The sequence below is a fragment of the Chryseobacterium artocarpi genome, from assembly GCF_001684975.1.
GTDB classification, from domain to species: Bacteria; Bacteroidota; Bacteroidia; order Flavobacteriales; family Weeksellaceae; genus Chryseobacterium; species Chryseobacterium artocarpi.
Genome location: NZ_MAYH01000034.1, coordinates 369,252 through 389,749 on the forward strand (window position 1 = coordinate 369,252; position 20,498 = coordinate 389,749).

Below are 20,498 nucleotides of genomic sequence, written 5' to 3' on the forward strand. Positions count from 1 at the left end.
ATGAATTTCTTTTATTGACGTGAATATATTATGCATCTAAAAGGACCTGTACTTTTGCAATTTGCAACTTTTACTCCTATTCTTTAGAAAATAGAAAACGCAGCCCAAAGCGGACTACGTTTTCTTCGTAAATTCAATCCTATAATATTCAACAAAAGTTTTATCCTTCCCAGGCTTCCACTTTTACAATTTCAATTTTTCTTTCACCGTCTCTGAAAGGCCAGTCGATAATATCACCTACTTTATATCCTACTACGGCAAGAGCAATATCAGAAAGTATAGAATGTTTATTCTTTTTAAGTTTTACCTTCGTAGAGGGTACAAAAATATATTCGTGTTCAAAATCTAGCGTATGATCTTTCAACGTTACTTTTCTATTAACAGTGACGGTATCTGTAGGCAAGTCTCTTCTCAAGACCTGCTTAGCTTTTCTCAATTCTTCAGTAAGTCTTTTTTCTTCTTCTAAGCTTACCTTTTTTCTTCTAAGGGTATCTTTTATGGCATCATAAATTCCAGTGGTTACAGTAATATGATTGGACATTTTTTCAATTTTTAAGATTAAAGATGCAGTATTTCCCGAACGATCCAATGTAGAATCAAAGCATAAATATGCCTTCTTCCATAGAAAACCGCAAAACAAATAATAGTGTATAAAACCCGGAATAATCTCCCTGTCTTGGATCCTGACAGGGCTTAATTGATAAAGTCCTTAGAACTTTTCAGAAAAGAATCTGTGTGTAGATAAAGTAATGACAGCAACAATCCTGCTTGTCTGTGCTCTGCTGATAAAAAGATTGTTGCTGTCATTATATAAATTGTTAATAATTTCTACAAATATAGAACTTAAAAACGGAATGTAGCGGCTGCACTTAAGGAAACTCTTGTAAGTCCTTCTTTTTGATCATTTCCAAAATCAACAGTTCTTCCATTGAAAGTCATTTTGTTTAATGTTCCTGCTGTAACACCAAGTTTTGGTCCTATTAAAAAGTTTTTAGAAACTTCATACTGATATCCTACTCCTGCATCTAAACCAAGATTAGAACCTGTACCTTTTATATCAGCTGTTTTTGTTGTGTAAGAAATAATCCCGATTGCTACATCAAAGAATAATTTATGCTTTGTAGGTTCATTATAGTTGGAATACATCAATGACGGACCAACAAAAGTAATATTATCTTTAGTAGTCACAGGAATAGAAACAGGCATTCCATTGTTATTATAGCCGAATAAAAAGCCATTACTGGATGCATTGAAGTGAGAGAATTTTACCCCTAACCCAATATTTCTTAAATTGTAATAAGCAGAAATATCAAAGTGAAGTCCATTTTTAAGTCCTTTTACATAGTCTTTTTCAGCTTTGGAAAGTCCTGATGCTGTTTCAGCAATTCTCCATGCATATCCTACAGATGGAACGATTGAAATTTTTTGCTGTTGCGCAAACGAAATGAGTGAAATCGAAATAGCTCCTAATAGAAAGAGTTTTTTTATCATTGGTTAATAATTTCGGCAAAAATAAAAATTTCTGTGAAAGTATACCTCTAAAATTTAAACCGCCTGTTTTCTTTTTTATCCGAAAGTTTCTTTTTCGTATCCAAGCGCTTTTGTTTCTGGGCTTTCGAAGGTTTTGTAGCTGTTCTTTTTTTGGGTACAATTAAAGATTTGTTGACAATATCTATTATTTTTTCGATCGCTTTATTTTTATTCATCAGCTGGGTTCTGCTTTCTGAAACTGTCAGAAATAAATACCCTTCTGCATTAATTCGGTTTTTTAATTTCTCCTGAATTAACGCTTTTTCATCATCATTTAAAAAATAGGACGCTTCGACTTTCCAGAGTACAGTTACAGCAGTTTCCACCTTATTAACGTTCTGCCCTCCTGCTCCACTGCTACGAGAGGTTTTGAAACTGAGTTCTCTTGAAAAATCTTTCATTGTTTTAATTTCTTGATTAGAATACTGAGTTCAGGAATCCGGTTATCTATTTTTACTAATCATTTTATGCAGTTCTATTCTATTCACTTTTCCGTTGGGGGTTCTCGGGATCTTATTAATAAAAATAATTTCCTTTGGTTTGTGAAAATTTTTCTCAAAAGGTAATTGTCCAATATGTTGAATCACCTCATCAGATTCGTTTCCTTCAACAATCAATATTAATTTTTGTCCTAAACTTTCGTCCGGCAAACCTACAAATATAGCTTCGTTTGGTATTTCTTTTTTCACCAAAGTTTCTAAAGTTTCAGGAAATATTTTGGCTCCTCCGGAATTGATAACATTATCTATTCTTCCTAAAAATTTAAATTGTTTATCATTTTTAATATCAACCAAATCATTAGTTTTCAATACCTCAGCATTAACATTAGGGGCAAATATTGCCAAACAACCTCTTTCATCGAGGGAAATGGAAACATTTTCAAAAGCAGTAAAATAATCTTCCGGTTCCGGCATCAATTGTTTCAAAGCAATATGGGAAAGCGTTTCTGACATACCATAAGTTTCAAAAATACGGTTTGAGCTGTCAAGATTCATCTGAAGAATTTTATTTTTCAGACTTTCTGAAACAGCTGCTCCACCAATAATGAGATTTTTGATAAGATTTAATTTATCCAATGAATTTTCTACCTGAAGCGGAGTCATTGCACAAAAGTCTACTTCTTCCGTTAAATGATCTACAGGATGTAAAGATGGTTCTGCTACGATTAACTTTAACTTCCTCTCCATAGAACGTACGACCATCATCTTTCCTGAAATATATTCTACAGGCAGACACAATAAAGCTTTGTTTCCTTCTTTTAATCCTAAAAAGTTACAGGTCATCACTGCTGAATTGATCATTTTCTTTTTTTTGATTCCAAAGATTTTGGGAATTCCTGTAGAACCTGAGGTCTGAACTTTTACCGTTTCGTCGTCAGACAGCCATTCTACTAAAAAATTTCCGACTTTTTTTTCAAATTCCGTATGGAAGGATAATTGATTAATATTGAGATTATTGAAATCTATCTGCATGTTTTTAGTAAATAAAATCTACAGTAAATTTAAAAAAAAATTCAAAAAGTTCTTGCATCTAAAGAAAAAAGCTGTAAATTTGCACCACTAAAACAAACAGACTCATGGTGTAGCGGTAACACTACTGATTTTGGTTCAGTCATCTGGGGTTCGAATCCCTGTGAGTCTACAAACCACTCTTTTTTAAGGGTGGTTTTTGTTTTTTGTTCTCTTTTGAAAAATAAAAAAGGGAAAGAGAAAAAATGTTCTGTTCTTTACAGATTCGAAGTAAGGGGTCGCTTAAATGGATTTTCAATGCAAAGTTTTTGTTTTGATTCTACAATATCTCTCGTCAATTTTGACAATCGTCTCTTTGAAAAATCAGATTCCTGTAAATAATTTCCCTGAAACCATTCTTCTAACATCATTTTCGTTACTAAAAAAATTTCTTCATATTTTTTAAAGAAATCTTTAATATAATCTTCATTATAAATTTGGTTCCTTATTTCAAATCACTTCCCAATAAAAATATATCGCTGCGATTACAATATTCACGAGTCCATTTATGGTACTAGTATAAAATAATTGATTATTAATTCGCACCGTCTTATCTCTGTTAAAAATACTTGTTACTGCAATTACAGAATAGCGAGGTCAAAAAACTTTTATAAGGACCAAAAAACAATGAAATTTGCACTCTAAAGAATGTAGTTGATTTAAAATGAATTACAAAAAAACATTGCGAAAATATATGTTTTCTAAGTTGTAATCATATTAATAATTCACTAATTGACAGTACGATAAAAGAGGGGAAAAATCAATAATTACTCAAAAGAAATAGAATTCTATTTAACTACAATAAGTCTATCAATAATAGACTTTCCCTCAAATCATCAATTTTATAAAAACTAATTTCCAATAATAATGAAAGTACCATTAAAAACAATATTTAGCTGGTTTGAAAAGGGTGACATGCCCACGGAAAATCAGTTTCAGCAGACCTTTTCTTCATTCCGTCATTTAGATGAAAATATCAAGATGGATGAGGTAACGGGTTTAAATGAAACTTTTCAAAAAACGGTATCCAGCACAGCTTTTACAAATCATCTGCAAGATGAAAGCGCACACAATTTAGTGCTCGCAAGACTTAATGCATCCAATCTTACTGCTAGAAATGTAGAAGAATGGAAAGAAAAACTAAAGATAAAACTAGCAGCCACTATAGACAATGGTGAAGAGACGGGAAATGTCTATACAAAGGAACAAATCGAGGAAATTGTAAATATACTTCAGGAACAGATAGACCTACTTAAAGGTTCAGAAGCAAATTCTTCCTTTGGAGGAATTTTAAGACCTACTGATAATATTATTGTTAAGCCTGGATCAGCAAAATGGTTTTGGGCAGGGAGTGGAGTCTACGAAAATGCTTCAGGAGTTACGATTGAAAATTTCGGAATAATTTCCTTTAACGGTTTGGTGTGGTCTGTTCTGGAGGTGAATATGCCCGGAGGTGGAGCAGATGGATTTATTGATTTAACACAAGAAGATTAAAATGAGATATACAGGAAGAATTTATTTTACAAATTATGAAAGATCAGATAAAGAAGTTGCAGATAACTTCATTTATCCCGTGATGTTCTTCATTAAAAATGAAGAAGGGAAAATCATTAAACAGATTGCATATTCAGCTTTAGGAGAAAAGTCAGAAAGTGAATATGGAACTGGTGGAGGAACCGGAGGAGGCAATGGAATTGTTTTCCGCGCAAAATCTGAAATACCTGCATCGTTCGTAAAATCATTTGGAAGCGAAGTTAAACTAGTCTTTTCATGGTCATCCATCGACAGCGTTGATGGTAGTGAGACCGGCGGAGGAACTGCGAGTATTCTAAAAGGAAACACAATCCTATTTAATAAAAACATTAATCAGGGAGCCAATGAGATAGATATCACGTCATATATTTTGGCAGGAGATAATACAATAACACTTAGTATCACTGATAGTTATGGAAATAATAGGAAATTAAAATATGATATTCAAACAATAGCACTTGCTTTAAGTACTACATACAACAAGACCACTATTAATTCGGGACCCATCATTTTCCGATATATTCCAACCGGGAATGTCGAGAAGACGATTCATTTCAAATTAAATGGATCAGATCTTCCGCCGGTAGTTACTTCAATTAATAACAAAGAGCTTCTTTATGAAATTCCTGCACAGCCGCACGGAGTTCATATTTTAGAGGTATATATGACCGCTGATTTGTCAGGAGAGATCATTGAAAGCAATCACTTATTTACAGACATTATCAGTGTGGTTGCCGGAAATTTAACGCCTCTGGTTTCTTCGGCAAATAATGTTGTTGCTAATCAATATGCTCCAGCTTCGATTGAATATCTGGTATATTCACCATCATCAAATTATAGTGATGTTGAGATTTTGGTCGACGGAGTGAAGGTTTCAGAACTGGTAGTAAATAGAAGTTTGCAGAAGTTCACCTATACATTTATGGACTCAGGTGCGCACACTGTAACTTTTAAATGTGGCAGTGTCACAAAAAATACTTCAGTAGTTGTATCAGCATTTGATATTCAGGTAGAAGCCGAAACGCTAGGCTTGGAATTATTTTTAAGCAGTCGAAACAGAAGCAATTCAGAGATTAATAAAAACGAATGGAAATATAAAAACCTGTCATGTACTCTTACTGATTTTGATTTCAGCACCAATGGGTGGATTCAAGATTCAAAGGGTTCTGTGGCACTTAAAGTGAGCGGAAATGCAAGGGTTGAGATTCCTTTCAAGATTTTTGAAAATGATTTTAAAACAGGTGGTAAAACATTAGAATTTGAATTTTCAACTTCAGATATAAAAAACAGTGACAGTACTATTTTTTCTTGTAAAAATGGAAATGTTGGATTTGTTGCTACCTCAAATTCGTTTTCGTTCAGTTCTGAGCAGGAAGGTACGTCCATATTTTTTAAAGAAGAGGAAAGGATCCGTGTAAGTGTAGTCGTTACAAAGGTTGCAGATCAAAGATTGGTATTTGTGTATATCAATGGAATTATATCTTCATTATATCAGTATAATTCATTAGACAGCTTTTTACAACAAGCTCCTCAAAACATTACCATTGGAAGCAGTGATTGTACTATTAATCTATATAATATCAGGGTTTATAATAATAATCTAAACGCCGATCAGATGTTGTCGAATTTTATTGCTGACATGGATAACCTGGTGGAAAAAGTCAACATATACGAGAGAAATAAATTGTACGATGCATTCGGGAATTTGTCCTACGATAAATGTTTACAATCAATTCCATGTTTAACCATTGTTGGAGATCTGCCAACTTATAAAGGCGATAAAAAAACAATTGTTGGAGAGTATGAAAATGCTCAAGATCCTACAAAATCGTTTTCTTATGTAAATGCGAGTATTGATGTTCAGGGTACATCATCACAATATTATCCCCGAAAAAACTTTAAAATAAAATTTAACGGAGGTTTTAAAAATGGAGAAATAAATTCTTCAAAATACAAGCTTCGTGATAATTCATTGGCGGAAAAGACATTTACTTTTAAAGCTGACTTCATGGAATCTTCAGGTTCTCACAACATTGGTTTGGCGAGGCTTGCACAAGATTCTTTGAATCAGTTAGGCTATTTAGTGCCTCCTCAGTTAGTGGATCCTAACGTTCGGACGACAATGGATGGTTTTCCGATGCTTATTTTCCACCGTGCTACACCGGATTCGGAGCGTATTTTCTTAGGAAAATATAATTTTAATAATGATAAGTCGAATGAAGCAACGACAGGTTTTACAGGTGGTCAGGAATGCTGGGAATTTTTAAACAATACGTCAGATAATACATTATTTATTGCTACAGATTTTCAAAGTGTAGACGGAAATGGTAAGCATTTATGGAAAAATGATTTTGAGGCAAGATATCCGGAAGATAATGAAGATACTTCGAATCTTGAAGCTTTGCATACATGGATTGTGAGTTGCAAAAACAATCCTGCAAAATTCAAAACTGAGGCTCCAGATCATTTTAATATTCAGTTTTTACTGTTTTATTATGTATTTACTGAGTTTTTCGCAATGGTAGATCAGCGCGCTAAAAATCAAATGTTTGCGATGTATCCGGATGCGCAAGGAAATAATCGTTGGTATCTTATATTTTATGATAATGACACGGTTTTAGGTCTTAATAACGAAGGTCACAATGTGTATGATTATTGGGTAGAAGCTCACGACCAAGTAGGAAGTGGATTTGTCTGGAATGGTGCCCTTTCAGAACTGTGGAAATTGGTTGAAGTTGCTTTTGATACTGAAATTACGGCTTTGTATCAGCAAATGAGAACTTCAGGAATTCTGACTTATGATAAGTGCAACACTTACTTTAACACGTTAGAATCTGACAAATGGGCGGAAAGTATTTTCAATGAAGATGCGAAATATAAATACATAGATCCTTTGGTTGTTGCCGGGAACGGAAGTTACCTATACCCCGCACAAGGTTCAAGAAAATCGCACAGGAATTATTGGCTATTAAATAGATTCAGATATATGGACGGAAAGTATGACACGTCTACTTTCTCATCTGATTATATCACGATGAGACTTTATACACCTTCGGGCACACCTGCAATTCCTCCAAATGCTAATTTTTTATTAACGGCTCAGAAAGACGGGTATACGAAAATTAAGTTTGGTTCCTATATCAACCGTGCCAGGCTTAGAAAAAATGTTTCATCTTTAGTTCAAGCTCCGGCTATTACTTTTAACGATACAGAAACTATTATCTATGGTGCATCTGCAATTAAAGATCTTGGAGATTTGTCAGGAAAGTATCTAGGTACTTTAGATGTTTCAAAAGCGATGAATTTATCGAGGCTTCGAATAGGAAGTCAAGTGGTGGGGTATTCTAATCAAAATTTGAGAAACCTTTTTGTGGGAAATAATACGTTGTTGGAAGAGTTGGATATTTCGAATTGTCCTAATCTCAAGCAGGCTGTTGATTTATCAGGCTGTACAGCGATAAAGAGCGTGTACGCGGCAGGAACAGGTGTTTCAGCTGTTTTACTGCCAAAAGGTGGTTTACTAAATTTATTAGTACTTCCTACAGTGGCAAACACTCTTATTTTAGACAATCAAAATTTTATTTCCAATCAAAATTTATTTTTCACACCAACCAGTATTACAACGCTTTATATTAAAAACTGTTCAAAAATAAATGTAACTACTATTGTCAATAATTTAACAAAAATAAGTAGAATCAGTGTCAATAATCTTGTAGGAAGCAGTGATAATAGTGATTCTTTTTATAAGCTTATCGTTGCAAAAGGAATAGATGATAGCGGAAATACGCTCCCTCATTCAGTGGTAGAAGGTACATGGAATTTCAAAACGATTTATGCTGACGATAAAGTTTTTATGGAGAACAATTGGCCTGATTTTCATTTTACATTCCAAAATGTTACTGAATTTATCCAATTTTCTAGTGCAACAAGAAAAAATTTAATTTTAGAGAAATATGATAAAAATGGTGATAATGAACTCAGTTTTTCCGAAGCTCGACTTGTGACTAAGATTGATGATAATGCTTTTAATGGTTCAATCAATCCAAGTTATAATACTGATTTTGCTAGTGCTTTTCCTGAGTTTAGATTTTTTACCAACTTGGAAGAAATAGGCTTTAGAGCATTTTATAACCTAACCTGGGGACCTAATATTATTTTCCCGCCTAACATAAAAAAAATAGGAGCTAATGCATTTCAATTATATGCTACCACATCAAGTATTGCCAATACAACCAATCCATTTGAAAATCTTGAAGAAATTGGAGATAAAGGTTTGGAGAATATTAAAGTGGATCTTAGTTGGTTCAAAAATGTTAAAGTATTAGGTGTTTTTGTTCTTACAAGATGTTATGTAAAATCTGAAGATAATAATAAGATCTCTTTTAAATATTTAAAAGAGATAAAACCTAATTTGTTGTTTGAATCTGCTTATATTCCGATGAAGGATGAAAATAATGTACAATTGACTTCTTATGATCTTTCAGAATGGACTGCACTTACAATAATAAGAACTGATTCTATTCCTGTTCCTGCCAATATCGTTACACCATTTTTTGAAGTAAAACTCCCTGCATCAGTTGAATATATTGAAACAAGACCATTTGCTACAGGTGTTTCAAATGTAAATGGGAGGTATTTGAAATTAACAATTTTTGCCGTAATTCCGCCAACCCTTATTTCTAAAACATTGTGTAGTGATCCGAGTAATGATTTAATAAAAATATATGTGCCGGCAGGTAGTGTAAATGCTTATAAGACAGCAACCAGCTGGAGCTATCATGCTGCACGAATTTTCCCAATCGAATAAAAATGAATATAGAAGATAACATAATTACCGCTGAAGCAGGTAAAGTATTTAGAAGAAAAATAGATGGAATGCTATTTAGTGAAGAGATATATCTTGGTTTAACCTATTATTTAAATGGCGTTAAGCTCGAAACTCCAATTCAGGAAAAACCTGATGATTTTGAAGAAATTGATATTGAGGTTCAAACAGAAGAAATTGATTAAAAGATGATCAATTTATTACTTATTTTCCGAACGGAAATTTATAACTAGTCCTGACAATATGCTCAAAATACGACCAAATATAGTGGCGAATCAGTTAGAATAATATTATAATTACGAATATGTTTTTATGATGCAAGTTTTGATAGAACTATAAAGTCTTCACCTATTTGGTTCGCCATTTGTTCGCTTTTGAGTACAAACCATCCTTTTTAAGGATGGTTTTTGTTTTTTAAAGAATTGATATCCTTTAATTCAACTCTTTAAGTCCATTTAGTATCTCAATAGCTTTTGCGGCATTCTTTTCATCCACAAAAATATGGTCATGAAAGTAAGCAGCAACAACATTACAACTAATCCCCGCATCACTTAAAGCTTGTGAAAATTTTGCAGTTAAACCAACGGCAGATAAAGAGGAATGAACCTCAAGGGTGATCCATGATGCTACATAGCTAAAGCTTAAGTTCATAGCTTCTGCATCTTCTTTTTTAAGTACAACGGTTATACTTTCTGTTTCTTTAAACAGAAATAAAATTTTTAAAAAAGGAATCTCATTAATGTTATCAACCGTACAATAGACGTACTTTCCTTCGTTCAATAACGGATTTAAATTTTTCAAAATATTCTTTAAGTTCACTTCACCTTCCATAATTCATTGCTTTTTAGTGGAAAACGCATTTACAATTTTCCTATTTATGATTGAGATAAAAATACAATATACTTCCATAAAAAATCAATACAAAATAAAAAAAGACCTCCAATAGAGGTCTTTACTATCATTTGATTATTAAATTACTTTTTAAGATCGTCAATTTCTTCCTGTATTGACTTTATTTTATCTCTCAGTTCCTGACTTACTTTTCCAGGGATTTTTTTAACTTTTCTCAAATCTAAAGCCAGCATAATAGAGGCTATTCCTATAAAAATAAAGGAAATACCCGTCAAGGTGACTAATGAAATTCCTGCAAAAATCGGGTTAAATATTAACAATAGAGAAAATATAATTCCACCTGCACTTGCAAGGGCTACATTTCCCCAACTCATTATTTTCATACTTTTCAAATCAAAGGCGAAACCTAGCAACTGAAAAGAACGGAACAACAAGGTAAACCCAACTACGAAAGGCAGAATAGACATTGAAATTTGTGGATAAGCTATTAAATAAACCCCAATTGCGGTAGTCAATAAACCACTTACCAGAAACCAGCCCCAACCTTGTAAAGATTTACTATTTTGAATAGAGAAGAAAACTTCCGTGATCCCGGAGAACAGGAATGAAACGCTGAAAAAAATGGAAAGAGTAATATACGTTGCAAGCGGTACACTAAATACATAAAAACCACAAATAATAAATAAAATTCCAAATATCAATGGAATATACCAATGTTTAACAGTGTTTGTAAAAGTTTGAAATAAATTAGCCATAGAAGTGTTTTTTCGTGTGCCTACTTTGTATTACGGTGTTCGGCTCGTCCGTCGAAATTTATCAAAAACAGATTATAAATTCACCTGATTTTGAATAATTTTCTACTACTAATTTACAAAAAGTAAAAGGAAAAAGCATCATATTAAAACAAAAGTTAATTCTACTTTTCTTAATATGATGCTTTTCTTAAGTCAGGTTTTTACTTACTAATTTCCTGCGGGTTGTTGCTGTGTTACACAATGTACCATTCCTCCGTTTTCGTAGAGGTTTCTTACATCGATTCCTATAACTTTTCTACCAGGATATTGTTCCTGAATAATTTTATTGGCAACTTCATCATTTGCATCTCCGTAATTCGGGACCAGAACAACATTATTAGCAACATAATAATTCACATAAGAACCTTTTTCATCCAACTGTTTTCCATAAGCGGTCTTCACTTTATTTTTAGTTGCCGGAAGATATACTTTCTTATATTCTTTACCTTTAACATTAGAGGCTGTATATAATGTATTGATGTCTTTATCAGAAAGTCCCAAGTCTAAAAGATCATCTTCTTTCATTGTGATCATGGTATTATGATTTACAAATTTCATAAAACCATCTATGTGCATATCGGTAACATCCAACCCGGTGACACCCTCCAGCCAGATCACTTTGGATACCCCATAATAGGTTTCGAACATTTCTTCTGCCTCTTGCTGGGTAATTCCTTTATTTCTCGTAGCTCCTTTTTTCTGGCTGATCACAGAGCTTTTACATGCCATCAAGACTCCATTTCCATCCGTTTCTACAGATCCGCCTTCGTTCACCATCTCTTCATTCAAATCAATGACTTTTATTCCAAAATCTTCTCCTATACGCTGAGGAATTTCATCACAATTTTCAAAATCGAATTTTTCACCCCAACCATTGAATCCCCAATCTTCAATCAATACATTTCCTTTGTTGTCTTTAACGAAAATAGGTCCGTTATCTCTCACCCAGACATCATCTGTAGGATAAATTTTAAAATCTACATTCTTCAGGGACACTTTATTTTCCTCTAAAAGCTTGATAATTCTGCTTTTTTCATCTGCATTATATGCAATAATGTGAACTTTCTCACCAGACTGTAAAGCTTTCGTCATATCAATCCAGGTTTGTTCTACCCGCTGACGGTACGTTTTACCATGCTGATAATGATGTGGCCATTGCAGCCATGTTCCTTCATGACGTGAAGATTCTTCCGGAAAATGATAAGTCTGTGCCATAGCTCCTATAAAACTCAATACGAAAGTGAGTGTGAATAATTTGTTCATATAATTAAAATTTTTTCCCAATAAATACTCCGAAATTAATATCTGTTTCAAAACTGCTTCCTGTCTGAGAAATATTACTTCCTATTCCCCATTGCAGTTTCTTTTTATTTTCCAGTCCCAAACGGATTACCTGACTGCTCAGCTGATGTTCTTTAAAACCAAAATCAGACTCAACGATCAGCATACTATATAAATTTAGACGATCATTGATTCTTGGTGTATATTCCAATAGAGTATATAATCCCAGTCCAAATTCTTTTGCATCCGTGGAATAAGTAAAAACAGGAAAAACACTAATTCCAAAAACATCATTTTCTTTTCCGTAAGCCAATCCTACAGATGGTATTATGTCTTCTTTTGAGATATGAACTCCTGCAGATATTCCCCAGTTTTTCCCTAGTCCATAATTAATATTCTGATACACTTCAGGGGTTACTTTTTTTGAATCATAATCGTAGCCAATAGTTCCTGAAGCAAAATAATTCCATCTGGAATTAAAATCTTTATTATAAATTCCCAGTATCTCTGCCTCTTTATTTCCTGTATATGCCTGCACCGAAATCTGTGCTTGACCATAAAAAGGAAGTAGTAAGATCAGGAATAATATATTTTTTTTCATTGTTTGTCTTCTTACGTTTTACTGATGCAAAATTAGAAGCTCAAAAAGTGAATTTTTGTCCTAAAAGGACATTCTAAGAATAAATTGGAAAATAAATATGAGTAAGTTCTGATTCCACGTATTCTTCAATTACGTCAGAATTGTCAAGCAAAAGCTGCGGTTCGGCAAGCCAAAAGTGATAAAATGAACGGTACGTTTCTAAAATTTGTTCATAGGGTCCGTGATGCGTAAAACGAACATATTTTTTACCGAAAATTTCACTTTTTATAATTCCTTCAACTGTTTCATCAGATGTTACAGCAGCACCATATCTACAGTGTGAATGGTTGGTTATCAAAGGTTGATCACGGATAATTCCATAAGCGGTATCAAATATTTCAGCTTCCGGCTCTATTTCTTTCCACAATGCATCTATTTCAGGATTATTGTAGTCTTTTGCTTTAATAAATTTACAGTAAACTGATATTGCATCTTTGTATTTGATCTCAACCTTTAAATCAATTTTGTGATTTTCTATGAAATTTTTAAAAATATCCTGCTTCTGTTTTCTGGCTTCTGCAGGAGAAATAAAATATTGTTGTTTAAATGCTTTTGAAAATGACTGTATATTGAAATACCCTACCTGCCATGCAATCTCAGAAATACTATCTTCTGTATAGATAAGTTTTTTATAGGCATTCTCAAGACGCAACCGTTTTTGAAACCCGGAAATTGTTTCATTAAAAATTTTGAAAAAAATACGCTGGAAGTTACGATAAGAATAATGAGACATTGACTCTATTTCATAAGCAGACACTTCCCTATCAAAATTTGCTTCAATATGGTCAACAATTTTCTGTATCTCATTAAAATGAGTCTGCATAGCTCAATTTTTTTTCCTTATATCACCACTAGTTTATTTTCATGAAAATATCAAGCTGGAATATTTTAAATAGACATCCTTGCCTTCATTTTAAATTCAATACTAAATTAAGAAAAATAAGCTGACTAATCATTTTACTTCATCTCTGTATGATATCCCGAATCCCTTAAAAATTTTTCTGTTTGAGAAGTATTATTGAAATCCAGTTTCATTATTTGATCTATTGCTACTTTCTTATCTTTCGCGTTTTCATAGAATCTTTTTGTAATAATATATCCTATAAAATATCCCAAGTCTGCAGGTCTGTCTTTGATCGTTGATGTATTGGATAGCCAATTTCGAAAATCAAATCCATCTTTCTCTTTTGTAAAGTTTTGCCATATAATATCCTGATGAGCCATTCCGTAATCAATATAAGGTGCTTCCACTTTTTTTCCTGTCAACAATTCAGCTATAAAATCAGCAGATCCTTCTTTCAGGCAAAGCCCCAATAAATTGGTTTGTTCATTCCCTTTTAAATTTTGTTGAGTGTGAACCAGTTCATGAGCAGTAAGAAAAATAATTCCTGAATTGATCTTCATTCGGTCCTGATAGTTTTTAGACAATTCGGAATAATCCACCGTAGCATCAGAAGCTGCAAGTTCAGAGCCTATAATTAGATTTCCATTAATAACAGTTCCTCCACCTTTGAGGTTTCCTATGGTAAAGTAGATCTTCGGAGGAGAAAAATCTATATATAATTGACTGAACCGCTGATAAAGAGTATTAATATTTTTAAAATCCTTTCCAATTTTTTCAGTTTTACCTCTGATGGAATTCCAAAATTTAGGCTTAGATGTCAATGACTCTATCCATTGCTCTGAAGTAAAATTTCTTGAAGAAATAAAATCTTTTAAACCAGCTGTAGACTTATCAATATATAGTTTTTGAAATGTTGATATTTTTTATTCCGTATTTTCTATCTTCTGAACCTCATCATAGGCTTTCCAAAAATTTCTAATATCGGAAGTTTCAATATAAATATTAAAATCACGCTTCTGAGCAACTCCAGAAACGGGAAATAAACATATAAACAAAAAGAAAAACAAATGCTTCATCGATGACACTTTTAAAAATAAAATATGGTTTTTGTACTACTAAAAAGTTTCCAAAAACCATATCTTTTATCGTATTTAAAATCTATTAATTGGGTTTGTATAATTTATACATGACAAACAAAAATCCTATCCAGATCGGGATCAGAATAACCTGAATTTCCATTCCTGTAATAGTCATCAATCCTAAAATAAGAACTAAAAAGGCAATACAGATGTAATTGGAAATAGGATAAAATATAGATGGAAACTTGGATTGAATCCCTTCTTTTATTATCGATTGCTTAAATTTCAAGTGAGTATAGCAGATCATCAGCCAGTTGATAATCAATGTAGATACCACAAGAGCCATCAGATACTGAAATGCTTTTTCCGGGACCAGTTTATTAATGATAATACAGATTCCTGCGAAGCATGAAGATATAATGATCGCATTGGTCGGAACTGAGTTTTTATTTAATTTTTTCAGGAATTTCGGTGCATTTCCTTGCTGAGCCAGTCCGAAAAGCATACGGCTGTTACTGTAAACACTACTGTTATATACAGATAAAGCAGCTGTAAGTACAATAAGATTAAGGACATTTGCAATCAAGGTATTGAACTGGATTACTTTACCAAAAAGACTGAATTCTAAACCATTCAGATTTTGGAAAACCATTACAAACGGGCTTGAACCTTCTGTAATTTCTCTCCAAGGGCTTAATGAGAATAAGATTACCAAAGCTCCTACATAGAAAATTAAAATTCTGTAGATCACCTGATTGGTTGCCTGTGGAATAGTTTTTTCAGGGTTTTTCGCTTCAGCAGCTGTAATCCCGATCAATTCCAGACCTCCAAAAGAGAACATGATCATCGCCATAGCAGCAAATAATCCGGAATATCCTTCTGTCGTTCTATTGAATAATCCTTTCGGGAAAAGTCCACCGTCATTCCATAAATTGGTAATTGTCGCTTTTTCTCCTCCGGTACCGCTTATTAAAAGATAAACTCCAAAAATAATCATCGCAATAATCGCGACAACTTTGATAATGGAAAACCAGAATTCTGTTTCTCCATACACTTTTACAGAAGCAAGATTCAGGGCATTAATGACCACGAAAAAGAATAAACTGGAAACCCAGAGTGGTATTTCGGGCCACCAGAAATGTATATAATGACCTATTGCTGTAAGCTCAGCCATACTTACGAGAATATAGAGGATCCAATAGTTCCATCCGGAAGCAAATCCTGGAAAATTTCCCCAATATTTGTATGCAAAGTAGCTAAAACTTCCCGATACGGGTTCCTGAACAACCATTTCACCAAGCTGGCGCATGATAAAAAATGCGATAATACCTGCTAAAGCATACCCTAAGATCACAGATGGTCCTGCCAGTACGGCTGCGGGTCCAATTCCCAGAAATAATCCTGTTCCTATAGCACCACCAAGGGCAATTAATTGTATATGTCGATTTGTTAATCCTCTAACTAAAGTCTCGTTTTGTCCTGTTTTATTTTCGTTGTCCATTGAATCAATTATTCGGTCGCTAAATATATAAAAACTTTTCACAGAAATTCATATTCCATGGGGTAAATTGATAAATCATCATCATTAAAAACAGTAAAAAATACAGATTGTTCCCCATCTTTCAATAGGGGTAATAAGAAAATAAATAATAAACCAGTCTTCACGCAACGGTCAAGACTGGTTTTGTATTTTTATATAAGATATGAATGAATCTATCTTTTCAAATGCCCCTCCGGAATGGGAATATTATTCTTTTTCATATACTCCAAAAGTTCCTGGTATTTATCTTCATACCCATCATCGGTTCCACATTTATGAGAAATACTACAGATATCGGAAGGTTTGATGTCTAAAATATCTGAAATCTTAGTCAGGATCTCAAGGTTAATTTTCACTTTGGAGTTTTCAATATCGGAATATGCTTTTTGGGAAATCCCCATTTCAAAAGCCATGTATTCCTGAGTAAGGTCTCTACTCCTTCTTATTTTCCTGATATTTTGTCCACATATTTTCATTGTTTTTGTTTTAGTAGTTTTCGGTATATTTTAGAAGATTATCTATTAGCCTCCAACAAAGTTAATAAATACCTTTGGCAAAACATTATACACGTTACATGATATTTACTTTTAACATAGAAAACGGCGAAAAATAAACCATTTTCAGAGCAAATATCACTTCGGTAAACACTATTGGAATTTATGGAGACGCAAAAATTTAACTATGACAATAATATTGTCAGGGCATTCCTCTATGCAACTATCGTATTCGGACTCGTCGGATTTCTGCTGGGGCTTACTGCCGCATTGATGCTTTTTTATCCTGAATTACCTGAATTTTTATTCGGTACGGATGATACAACGATTAAAAGTTTAGCTTCGGGAAATATTCAGGGACTTATCAATACACAAGGAGCGATGGGATTCGGAAGGATCAGAATGCTTCATACGAGTGCTGTAATTTTTGCTTTCGTTTGTAATTCCTTCTTCTGCGGTGCTTATTACAGTATGCAGAGATTGCTGAAAACAAGAATGTATAGTGATACGCTTTCATGGATTCACTTCTGGTCTTGGCAGTTTATGATTATTACCGTAGTCATCACATTTCTAATGGGAATCAATACTTCTAAAGAATATGCTGAACATGAATGGCCAATTGATATATTGATTACTTTCTCATGGGTAGTATTCGGAATTAACATGTTCGGAACTATTGCTAAAAGAAGGGTAAGACATTTATATGTAGCTATCTGGTTCTATCTTGCCACATGGATTGCCGTAGCAATGCTTCACATTTTTAATAACCTTGAAGTTCCTTTATCTTTCACAAGCTGGAAATCTTATTCTGTATATGCAGGTGTAAAAGATGCATTAGTACAATGGTGGTATGGTCACAATGCGGTTGCATTCGTATTAACCACCCCTGTATTAGGTCTGATGTATTACTTTATGCCTAAAGCAGCCCAACGACCAGTATTCTCATACAAATTATCTATTATTCACTTCTGGTCATTAATCTTCGTTTATCTTTGGGCAGGACCTCACCACCTGCAATATACAGCATTACCGGCTTGGGCACAGGCTGTAGGAACAGGTTTCTCTATCATGCTGATTGCACCATCATGGGGTGGTATGTTGAATGGTCTTCTTACCTTAAGAGGAGCATGGGATAAAGTAAGAGAAAACCCTATTCTTAAATTCTTCGTGGTAGCTGTTACTTGTTATGGTATGGCAACTTTTGAAGGACCTTTATTAGCAACAAAATCATTAAATAAAATCGGGCACTATACAGACTGGGTTATTGGACACGTACACTTAGGAGCTCTTGGATGGAATGGTTTCATGGCATTCGGAGTAGTATATTATCTGGTTCCGATCATGTGGAGAACAAAGCTTTGGTCTGTAAAGTTAGCCAACTGGCACTTCTGGTTAGGAACATTAGGAATCATTTTCTATGCAGTACCAATGTATATTTCAGGATTCACACAGGGGTTGATGTGGAAGCAGTTCAATCCGGACGGTACCTTATTATGGAAAAACTGGTTAGATACTGTTACAGCGATCATTCCATACTTTAAAATGAGATTCTTAGGAGGTGTTCTTTATCTTTCAGGAGCTATTTTGATGGTGGTCAATGTGATCAAGACTATTAAGGTGGGTTCATTCCAGAAAGAAGTACCTGCAGAAGCTCCGGCATTAGCCAATATCGGAGGGACAAGAAAAGAAGGCGAAGGTGTACACCTTTGGTTAGAAAGAACCCCTACTCTGCTTGCTGTATTAGCTTTTATTACGATAGCAATCGGAGGACTGGTGGAAATCATACCGACATTATCACTGAAACAGAGTGTTCCTACCATTACCGCAGTGAAGCCTTATACACCATTAGAGCTTGAGGGAAGAGACCTGTATGTCAGAGAAGGATGTAATTCTTGCCACTCTCAGATGATCCGACCTTTCCGTGATGAAGTATTAAGATTTGAAGGAAAGAACGGACAATACTCTAAAGCAGGAGAATTCGTCTATGACAGACCATTCTTATGGGGATCTAAGAGAACAGGACCGGATCTTCACAGAGAAGGAGGCAGAAACCCGGATTCATGGCACTTTAAGCACATGTACAACCCAAGAATTACTTCTGCTGGTTCTATTATGCCACGTTTCCCATGGTTAATTACCAATAAACTGGATCGTTCACAGATGGTGGACAAAATAAAATTAATGAAGAATTCATTTGCAGTTCCGTATACAAAAGCACAGATTGATTCAGCCGATCAATGGGCAGACAACCAGTCCAAAGCTATTGTAAAAAGAATTTACTCCGAAGCTACCGATGTAAGAGATCAGATGGCTAAAGAAAAAATAGCAAAAGGAGCAGCTTATATTCCGCTTGAACAAAGAGAAATTGTGGCAATGATCGCTTACCTGCAAAGATTAGGTACAGATATCAAGACAACACAAATCCAAACAGCAAGTGCAGAGTAATCATTAAAAAATTAATGTAATGAAAACGAGAACACCCATTTCAATATATATCGCAACAACGATAGGCTTAACGATCATGGCGTTTGAAATGTTCGCCAGTGATTCAGGATACTTTTCTTCTCCATTTTTCTGGGCGTTGATATTGATAGCCATTATCCTTCTGATGATCATGAATTCTATCGGAGACATGATTGAGAGTGAAAGCTTCAGCAGATTATCTGAAGAAGAGAAAAAACAATATCTGGAGGAGAAGAAAGTTCCTTACTATCAGAAATTATGGAACTCCGCCTTCAAAAAACAGTCGGCAACGGAAGAAAAAGATATTCTTATTGATCATGGTTTTGACGGAATCACGGAGCTTGACAACTCTCTTCCGAAATGGTGGATCGGTCTGTTCTGGTTCGGATGTATCTTCTGCGCAGTGTACTTGACGGCTTATGCCTTTACAGACTACGCTCACCCGGATGCAGAATACACCAAAGAAACAAAGACAATGCTTGCCTCTATCGAAGAGTATGAAAAAACTGCACCCCAGATCAACCTCGAATCTGCAAAATATAGCGCAGACAATATCGCAGAAGGTCAGGAGCTTTTCAAAACCAACTGCGTAACCTGCCACGGAGATGCCGGAAAAGGAGGTATCGGTCCTAATCTTACCGATACACACTGGATCAACATCAAAGAAAAAAGCTTATTCAAAAATGTTTTCTGGATGCTTGAAAACGGTTCTCCAAATAACCCTACCATGAGACCTTTCATCAAAGACGGAACCATTACAGGAAGAGATGCTGAAAAAATTGCAGCGTACATTTACCATATCAACCAGGAAACCGCTCCTATTACACCTGCGCAGGGTGGTGCCGCTCCTCAGGGAGAAGAGGTGAAATGGGAAAACGGAAACAACTAGAAGATTATTATCTGATTAATACAAACCATGCCAAGCCCCCTTTACAACTACATTAACATTTGAATTTTCATTTTTGCTAACTAACCTTTTCAACATTAAAAAATGATTTAAAGGGGGCTTTTTAAAAAACAAAATCCGCACCTTGGCTCGTCTTACTCAACTATTCACTTGACAACTACACAACTAAAAATTCCATAATAAGGCAGCCAAGGCAGGATTTTTGCAT

The 20,498-nt window shown here is 34.3% G+C and carries 17 protein-coding genes and 1 tRNA gene; 6 read left to right on the forward strand and 12 right to left on the reverse strand.

The annotated features are described in order from the left end of the window. Positions 1 to 160: 160 nt before the first annotated feature. The 4 genes from BBI01_RS13260 to BBI01_RS13275 form a co-directional block, all read right to left on the reverse strand. A complete protein-coding gene (locus BBI01_RS13260) occupies positions 161 to 541 on the reverse strand; it encodes a GreA/GreB family elongation factor (RefSeq protein WP_065395418.1) in 381 nt (126 codons plus the stop codon). 302 nt (positions 542 to 843) lie between these two features. Beyond that, positions 844 to 1,491 (reverse strand): DUF2715 domain-containing protein, encoded by a 648-nt coding sequence (locus BBI01_RS13265; RefSeq protein WP_065395145.1) that lies wholly within the window; start codon positions 1,489 to 1,491, stop codon positions 844 to 846. 47 nt (positions 1,492 to 1,538) lie between these two features. Continuing rightward, positions 1,539 to 1,931 carry an alternative ribosome rescue aminoacyl-tRNA hydrolase ArfB gene (gene arfB / locus BBI01_RS13270; protein WP_065395146.1) on the reverse strand — a complete coding sequence of 131 codons (393 nt, stop codon included), beginning with the start codon at positions 1,929 to 1,931 and terminating at the stop codon, positions 1,539 to 1,541. Positions 1,932 to 1,973: 42 nt separating this feature from the next. Next, the gene (locus BBI01_RS13275; RefSeq protein WP_065395147.1) at positions 1,974 to 3,002 is read right to left on the reverse strand and encodes an AMP-binding protein; all 1,029 of its coding nucleotides are present in this window, start codon (positions 3,000 to 3,002) and stop codon (positions 1,974 to 1,976) included. Positions 3,003 to 3,100: 98 nt separating this feature from the next. Between BBI01_RS13275 and BBI01_RS13280 the strand changes: the two genes are divergently transcribed. The 4 genes from BBI01_RS13280 to BBI01_RS13295 all read left to right on the forward strand — a co-directional run bounded on the left by BBI01_RS13280 (position 3,101) and on the right by BBI01_RS13295 (position 9,581). Next, a tRNA-Gln gene (locus BBI01_RS13280) sits at positions 3,101 to 3,171 on the forward strand. 734 nt (positions 3,172 to 3,905) lie between these two features. Next, positions 3,906 to 4,532 (forward strand): hypothetical protein, encoded by a 627-nt coding sequence (locus tag BBI01_RS13285; protein WP_065395148.1) that lies wholly within the window; start codon positions 3,906 to 3,908, stop codon positions 4,530 to 4,532. 1 nt (position 4,533) lies between these two features. Beyond that, positions 4,534 to 9,378, forward strand: a complete 4,845-nt coding sequence (locus BBI01_RS13290; RefSeq protein WP_065395149.1) for a CotH kinase family protein — start codon at positions 4,534 to 4,536, stop codon at positions 9,376 to 9,378. Between the two features lie 2 nt (positions 9,379 to 9,380). Continuing rightward, positions 9,381 to 9,581 carry a hypothetical protein gene (locus BBI01_RS13295; protein WP_065395150.1) on the forward strand — a complete coding sequence of 67 codons (201 nt, stop codon included), beginning with the start codon at positions 9,381 to 9,383 and terminating at the stop codon, positions 9,579 to 9,581. A 247-nt stretch (positions 9,582 to 9,828) separates the two neighbouring features. Here BBI01_RS13295 and BBI01_RS13300 read toward each other — a convergent pair whose 3' ends face one another. The 8 genes from BBI01_RS13300 to BBI01_RS13335 all read right to left on the reverse strand — a co-directional run bounded on the left by BBI01_RS13300 (position 9,829) and on the right by BBI01_RS13335 (position 16,902). Further along, entirely contained in the window at positions 9,829 to 10,227 is a 399-nt protein-coding gene (locus BBI01_RS13300) for an ACT domain-containing protein (protein ID WP_065395151.1), read from the reverse strand. 143 nt (positions 10,228 to 10,370) lie between these two features. Next, positions 10,371 to 11,003 carry an HdeD family acid-resistance protein gene (locus tag BBI01_RS13305; protein WP_065395152.1) on the reverse strand — a complete coding sequence of 211 codons (633 nt, stop codon included), beginning with the start codon at positions 11,001 to 11,003 and terminating at the stop codon, positions 10,371 to 10,373. Between the two features lie 207 nt (positions 11,004 to 11,210). Beyond that, positions 11,211 to 12,305: an agmatine deiminase family protein gene (locus BBI01_RS13310; RefSeq protein WP_065395419.1), complete on the reverse strand. Its 1,095-nt coding sequence runs from the start codon at positions 12,303 to 12,305 to the stop codon at positions 11,211 to 11,213. Positions 12,306 to 12,309: 4 nt separating this feature from the next. Then, positions 12,310 to 12,924, reverse strand: a complete 615-nt coding sequence (locus BBI01_RS13315; protein WP_065395153.1) for a hypothetical protein — start codon at positions 12,922 to 12,924, stop codon at positions 12,310 to 12,312. Between the two features lie 73 nt (positions 12,925 to 12,997). Further along, a complete protein-coding gene (locus BBI01_RS13320) occupies positions 12,998 to 13,786 on the reverse strand; it encodes an AraC family transcriptional regulator (RefSeq protein ID WP_065395154.1) in 789 nt (262 codons plus the stop codon). 134 nt (positions 13,787 to 13,920) lie between these two features. Next, the gene (locus tag BBI01_RS13325) at positions 13,921 to 14,727 is read right to left on the reverse strand and encodes a gliding motility protein GldB-related protein (protein ID WP_498365970.1); all 807 of its coding nucleotides are present in this window, start codon (positions 14,725 to 14,727) and stop codon (positions 13,921 to 13,923) included. A gap of 241 nt (positions 14,728 to 14,968) precedes the next feature. Next, positions 14,969 to 16,387, reverse strand: a complete 1,419-nt coding sequence (locus tag BBI01_RS13330) for an amino acid permease (protein WP_065395156.1) — start codon at positions 16,385 to 16,387, stop codon at positions 14,969 to 14,971. Between the two features lie 212 nt (positions 16,388 to 16,599). After that, a complete protein-coding gene (locus tag BBI01_RS13335; protein ID WP_065395157.1) occupies positions 16,600 to 16,902 on the reverse strand; it encodes a helix-turn-helix domain-containing protein in 303 nt (100 codons plus the stop codon). 183 nt (positions 16,903 to 17,085) lie between these two features. On the opposite strand from BBI01_RS13335, the gene ccoN reads away from it, so the two are divergent. Together ccoN and BBI01_RS13345 are read left to right on the forward strand one after the other, a co-directional pair. Beyond that, entirely contained in the window at positions 17,086 to 19,365 is a 2,280-nt protein-coding gene (gene ccoN, locus BBI01_RS13340; protein WP_065395420.1) for a cytochrome-c oxidase, cbb3-type subunit I, read from the forward strand. A gap of 19 nt (positions 19,366 to 19,384) precedes the next feature. Then, positions 19,385 to 20,272: a c-type cytochrome gene (locus BBI01_RS13345; RefSeq protein WP_065395158.1), complete on the forward strand. Its 888-nt coding sequence runs from the start codon at positions 19,385 to 19,387 to the stop codon at positions 20,270 to 20,272. Positions 20,273 to 20,498: the final 226 nt, after the last annotated feature.

Excerpts from the sequence above, each read along its gene's own strand:
- BBI01_RS13290 (WP_065395149.1), top strand. The coding sequence starts at position 4,534 with ATGAGATATACAGGAAGAATTTATTTTACAAATTATGAAAGATCAGAT.
- BBI01_RS13315 (WP_065395153.1), bottom strand. The coding sequence starts at position 12,924 with ATGAAAAAAAATATATTATTCCTGATCTTACTACTTCCTTTTTATGGT.
- BBI01_RS13260 (WP_065395418.1), bottom strand. The coding sequence starts at position 541 with ATGTCCAATCATATTACTGTAACCACTGGAATTTATGATGCCATAAAA.
- BBI01_RS13335 (WP_065395157.1), bottom strand. The coding sequence starts at position 16,902 with ATGAAAATATGTGGACAAAATATCAGGAAAATAAGAAGGAGTAGAGAC.
- BBI01_RS13345 (WP_065395158.1), top strand. The coding sequence starts at position 19,385 with ATGAAAACGAGAACACCCATTTCAATATATATCGCAACAACGATAGGC.
- BBI01_RS13300 (WP_065395151.1), bottom strand. The coding sequence starts at position 10,227 with ATGGAAGGTGAAGTGAACTTAAAGAATATTTTGAAAAATTTAAATCCG.
- BBI01_RS13330 (WP_065395156.1), bottom strand. The coding sequence starts at position 16,387 with ATGGACAACGAAAATAAAACAGGACAAAACGAGACTTTAGTTAGAGGA.
- arfB (WP_065395146.1), bottom strand. The coding sequence starts at position 1,931 with ATGAAAGATTTTTCAAGAGAACTCAGTTTCAAAACCTCTCGTAGCAGT.
- BBI01_RS13310 (WP_065395419.1), bottom strand. The coding sequence starts at position 12,305 with ATGAACAAATTATTCACACTCACTTTCGTATTGAGTTTTATAGGAGCT.
- BBI01_RS13295 (WP_065395150.1), top strand. The coding sequence starts at position 9,381 with ATGAATATAGAAGATAACATAATTACCGCTGAAGCAGGTAAAGTATTT.
- BBI01_RS13275 (WP_065395147.1), bottom strand. The coding sequence starts at position 3,002 with ATGCAGATAGATTTCAATAATCTCAATATTAATCAATTATCCTTCCAT.
- BBI01_RS13320 (WP_065395154.1), bottom strand. The coding sequence starts at position 13,786 with ATGCAGACTCATTTTAATGAGATACAGAAAATTGTTGACCATATTGAA.
- ccoN (WP_065395420.1), top strand. The coding sequence starts at position 17,086 with ATGGAGACGCAAAAATTTAACTATGACAATAATATTGTCAGGGCATTC.
- BBI01_RS13285 (WP_065395148.1), top strand. The coding sequence starts at position 3,906 with ATGAAAGTACCATTAAAAACAATATTTAGCTGGTTTGAAAAGGGTGAC.
- BBI01_RS13265 (WP_065395145.1), bottom strand. The coding sequence starts at position 1,491 with ATGATAAAAAAACTCTTTCTATTAGGAGCTATTTCGATTTCACTCATT.
- BBI01_RS13305 (WP_065395152.1), bottom strand. The coding sequence starts at position 11,003 with ATGGCTAATTTATTTCAAACTTTTACAAACACTGTTAAACATTGGTAT.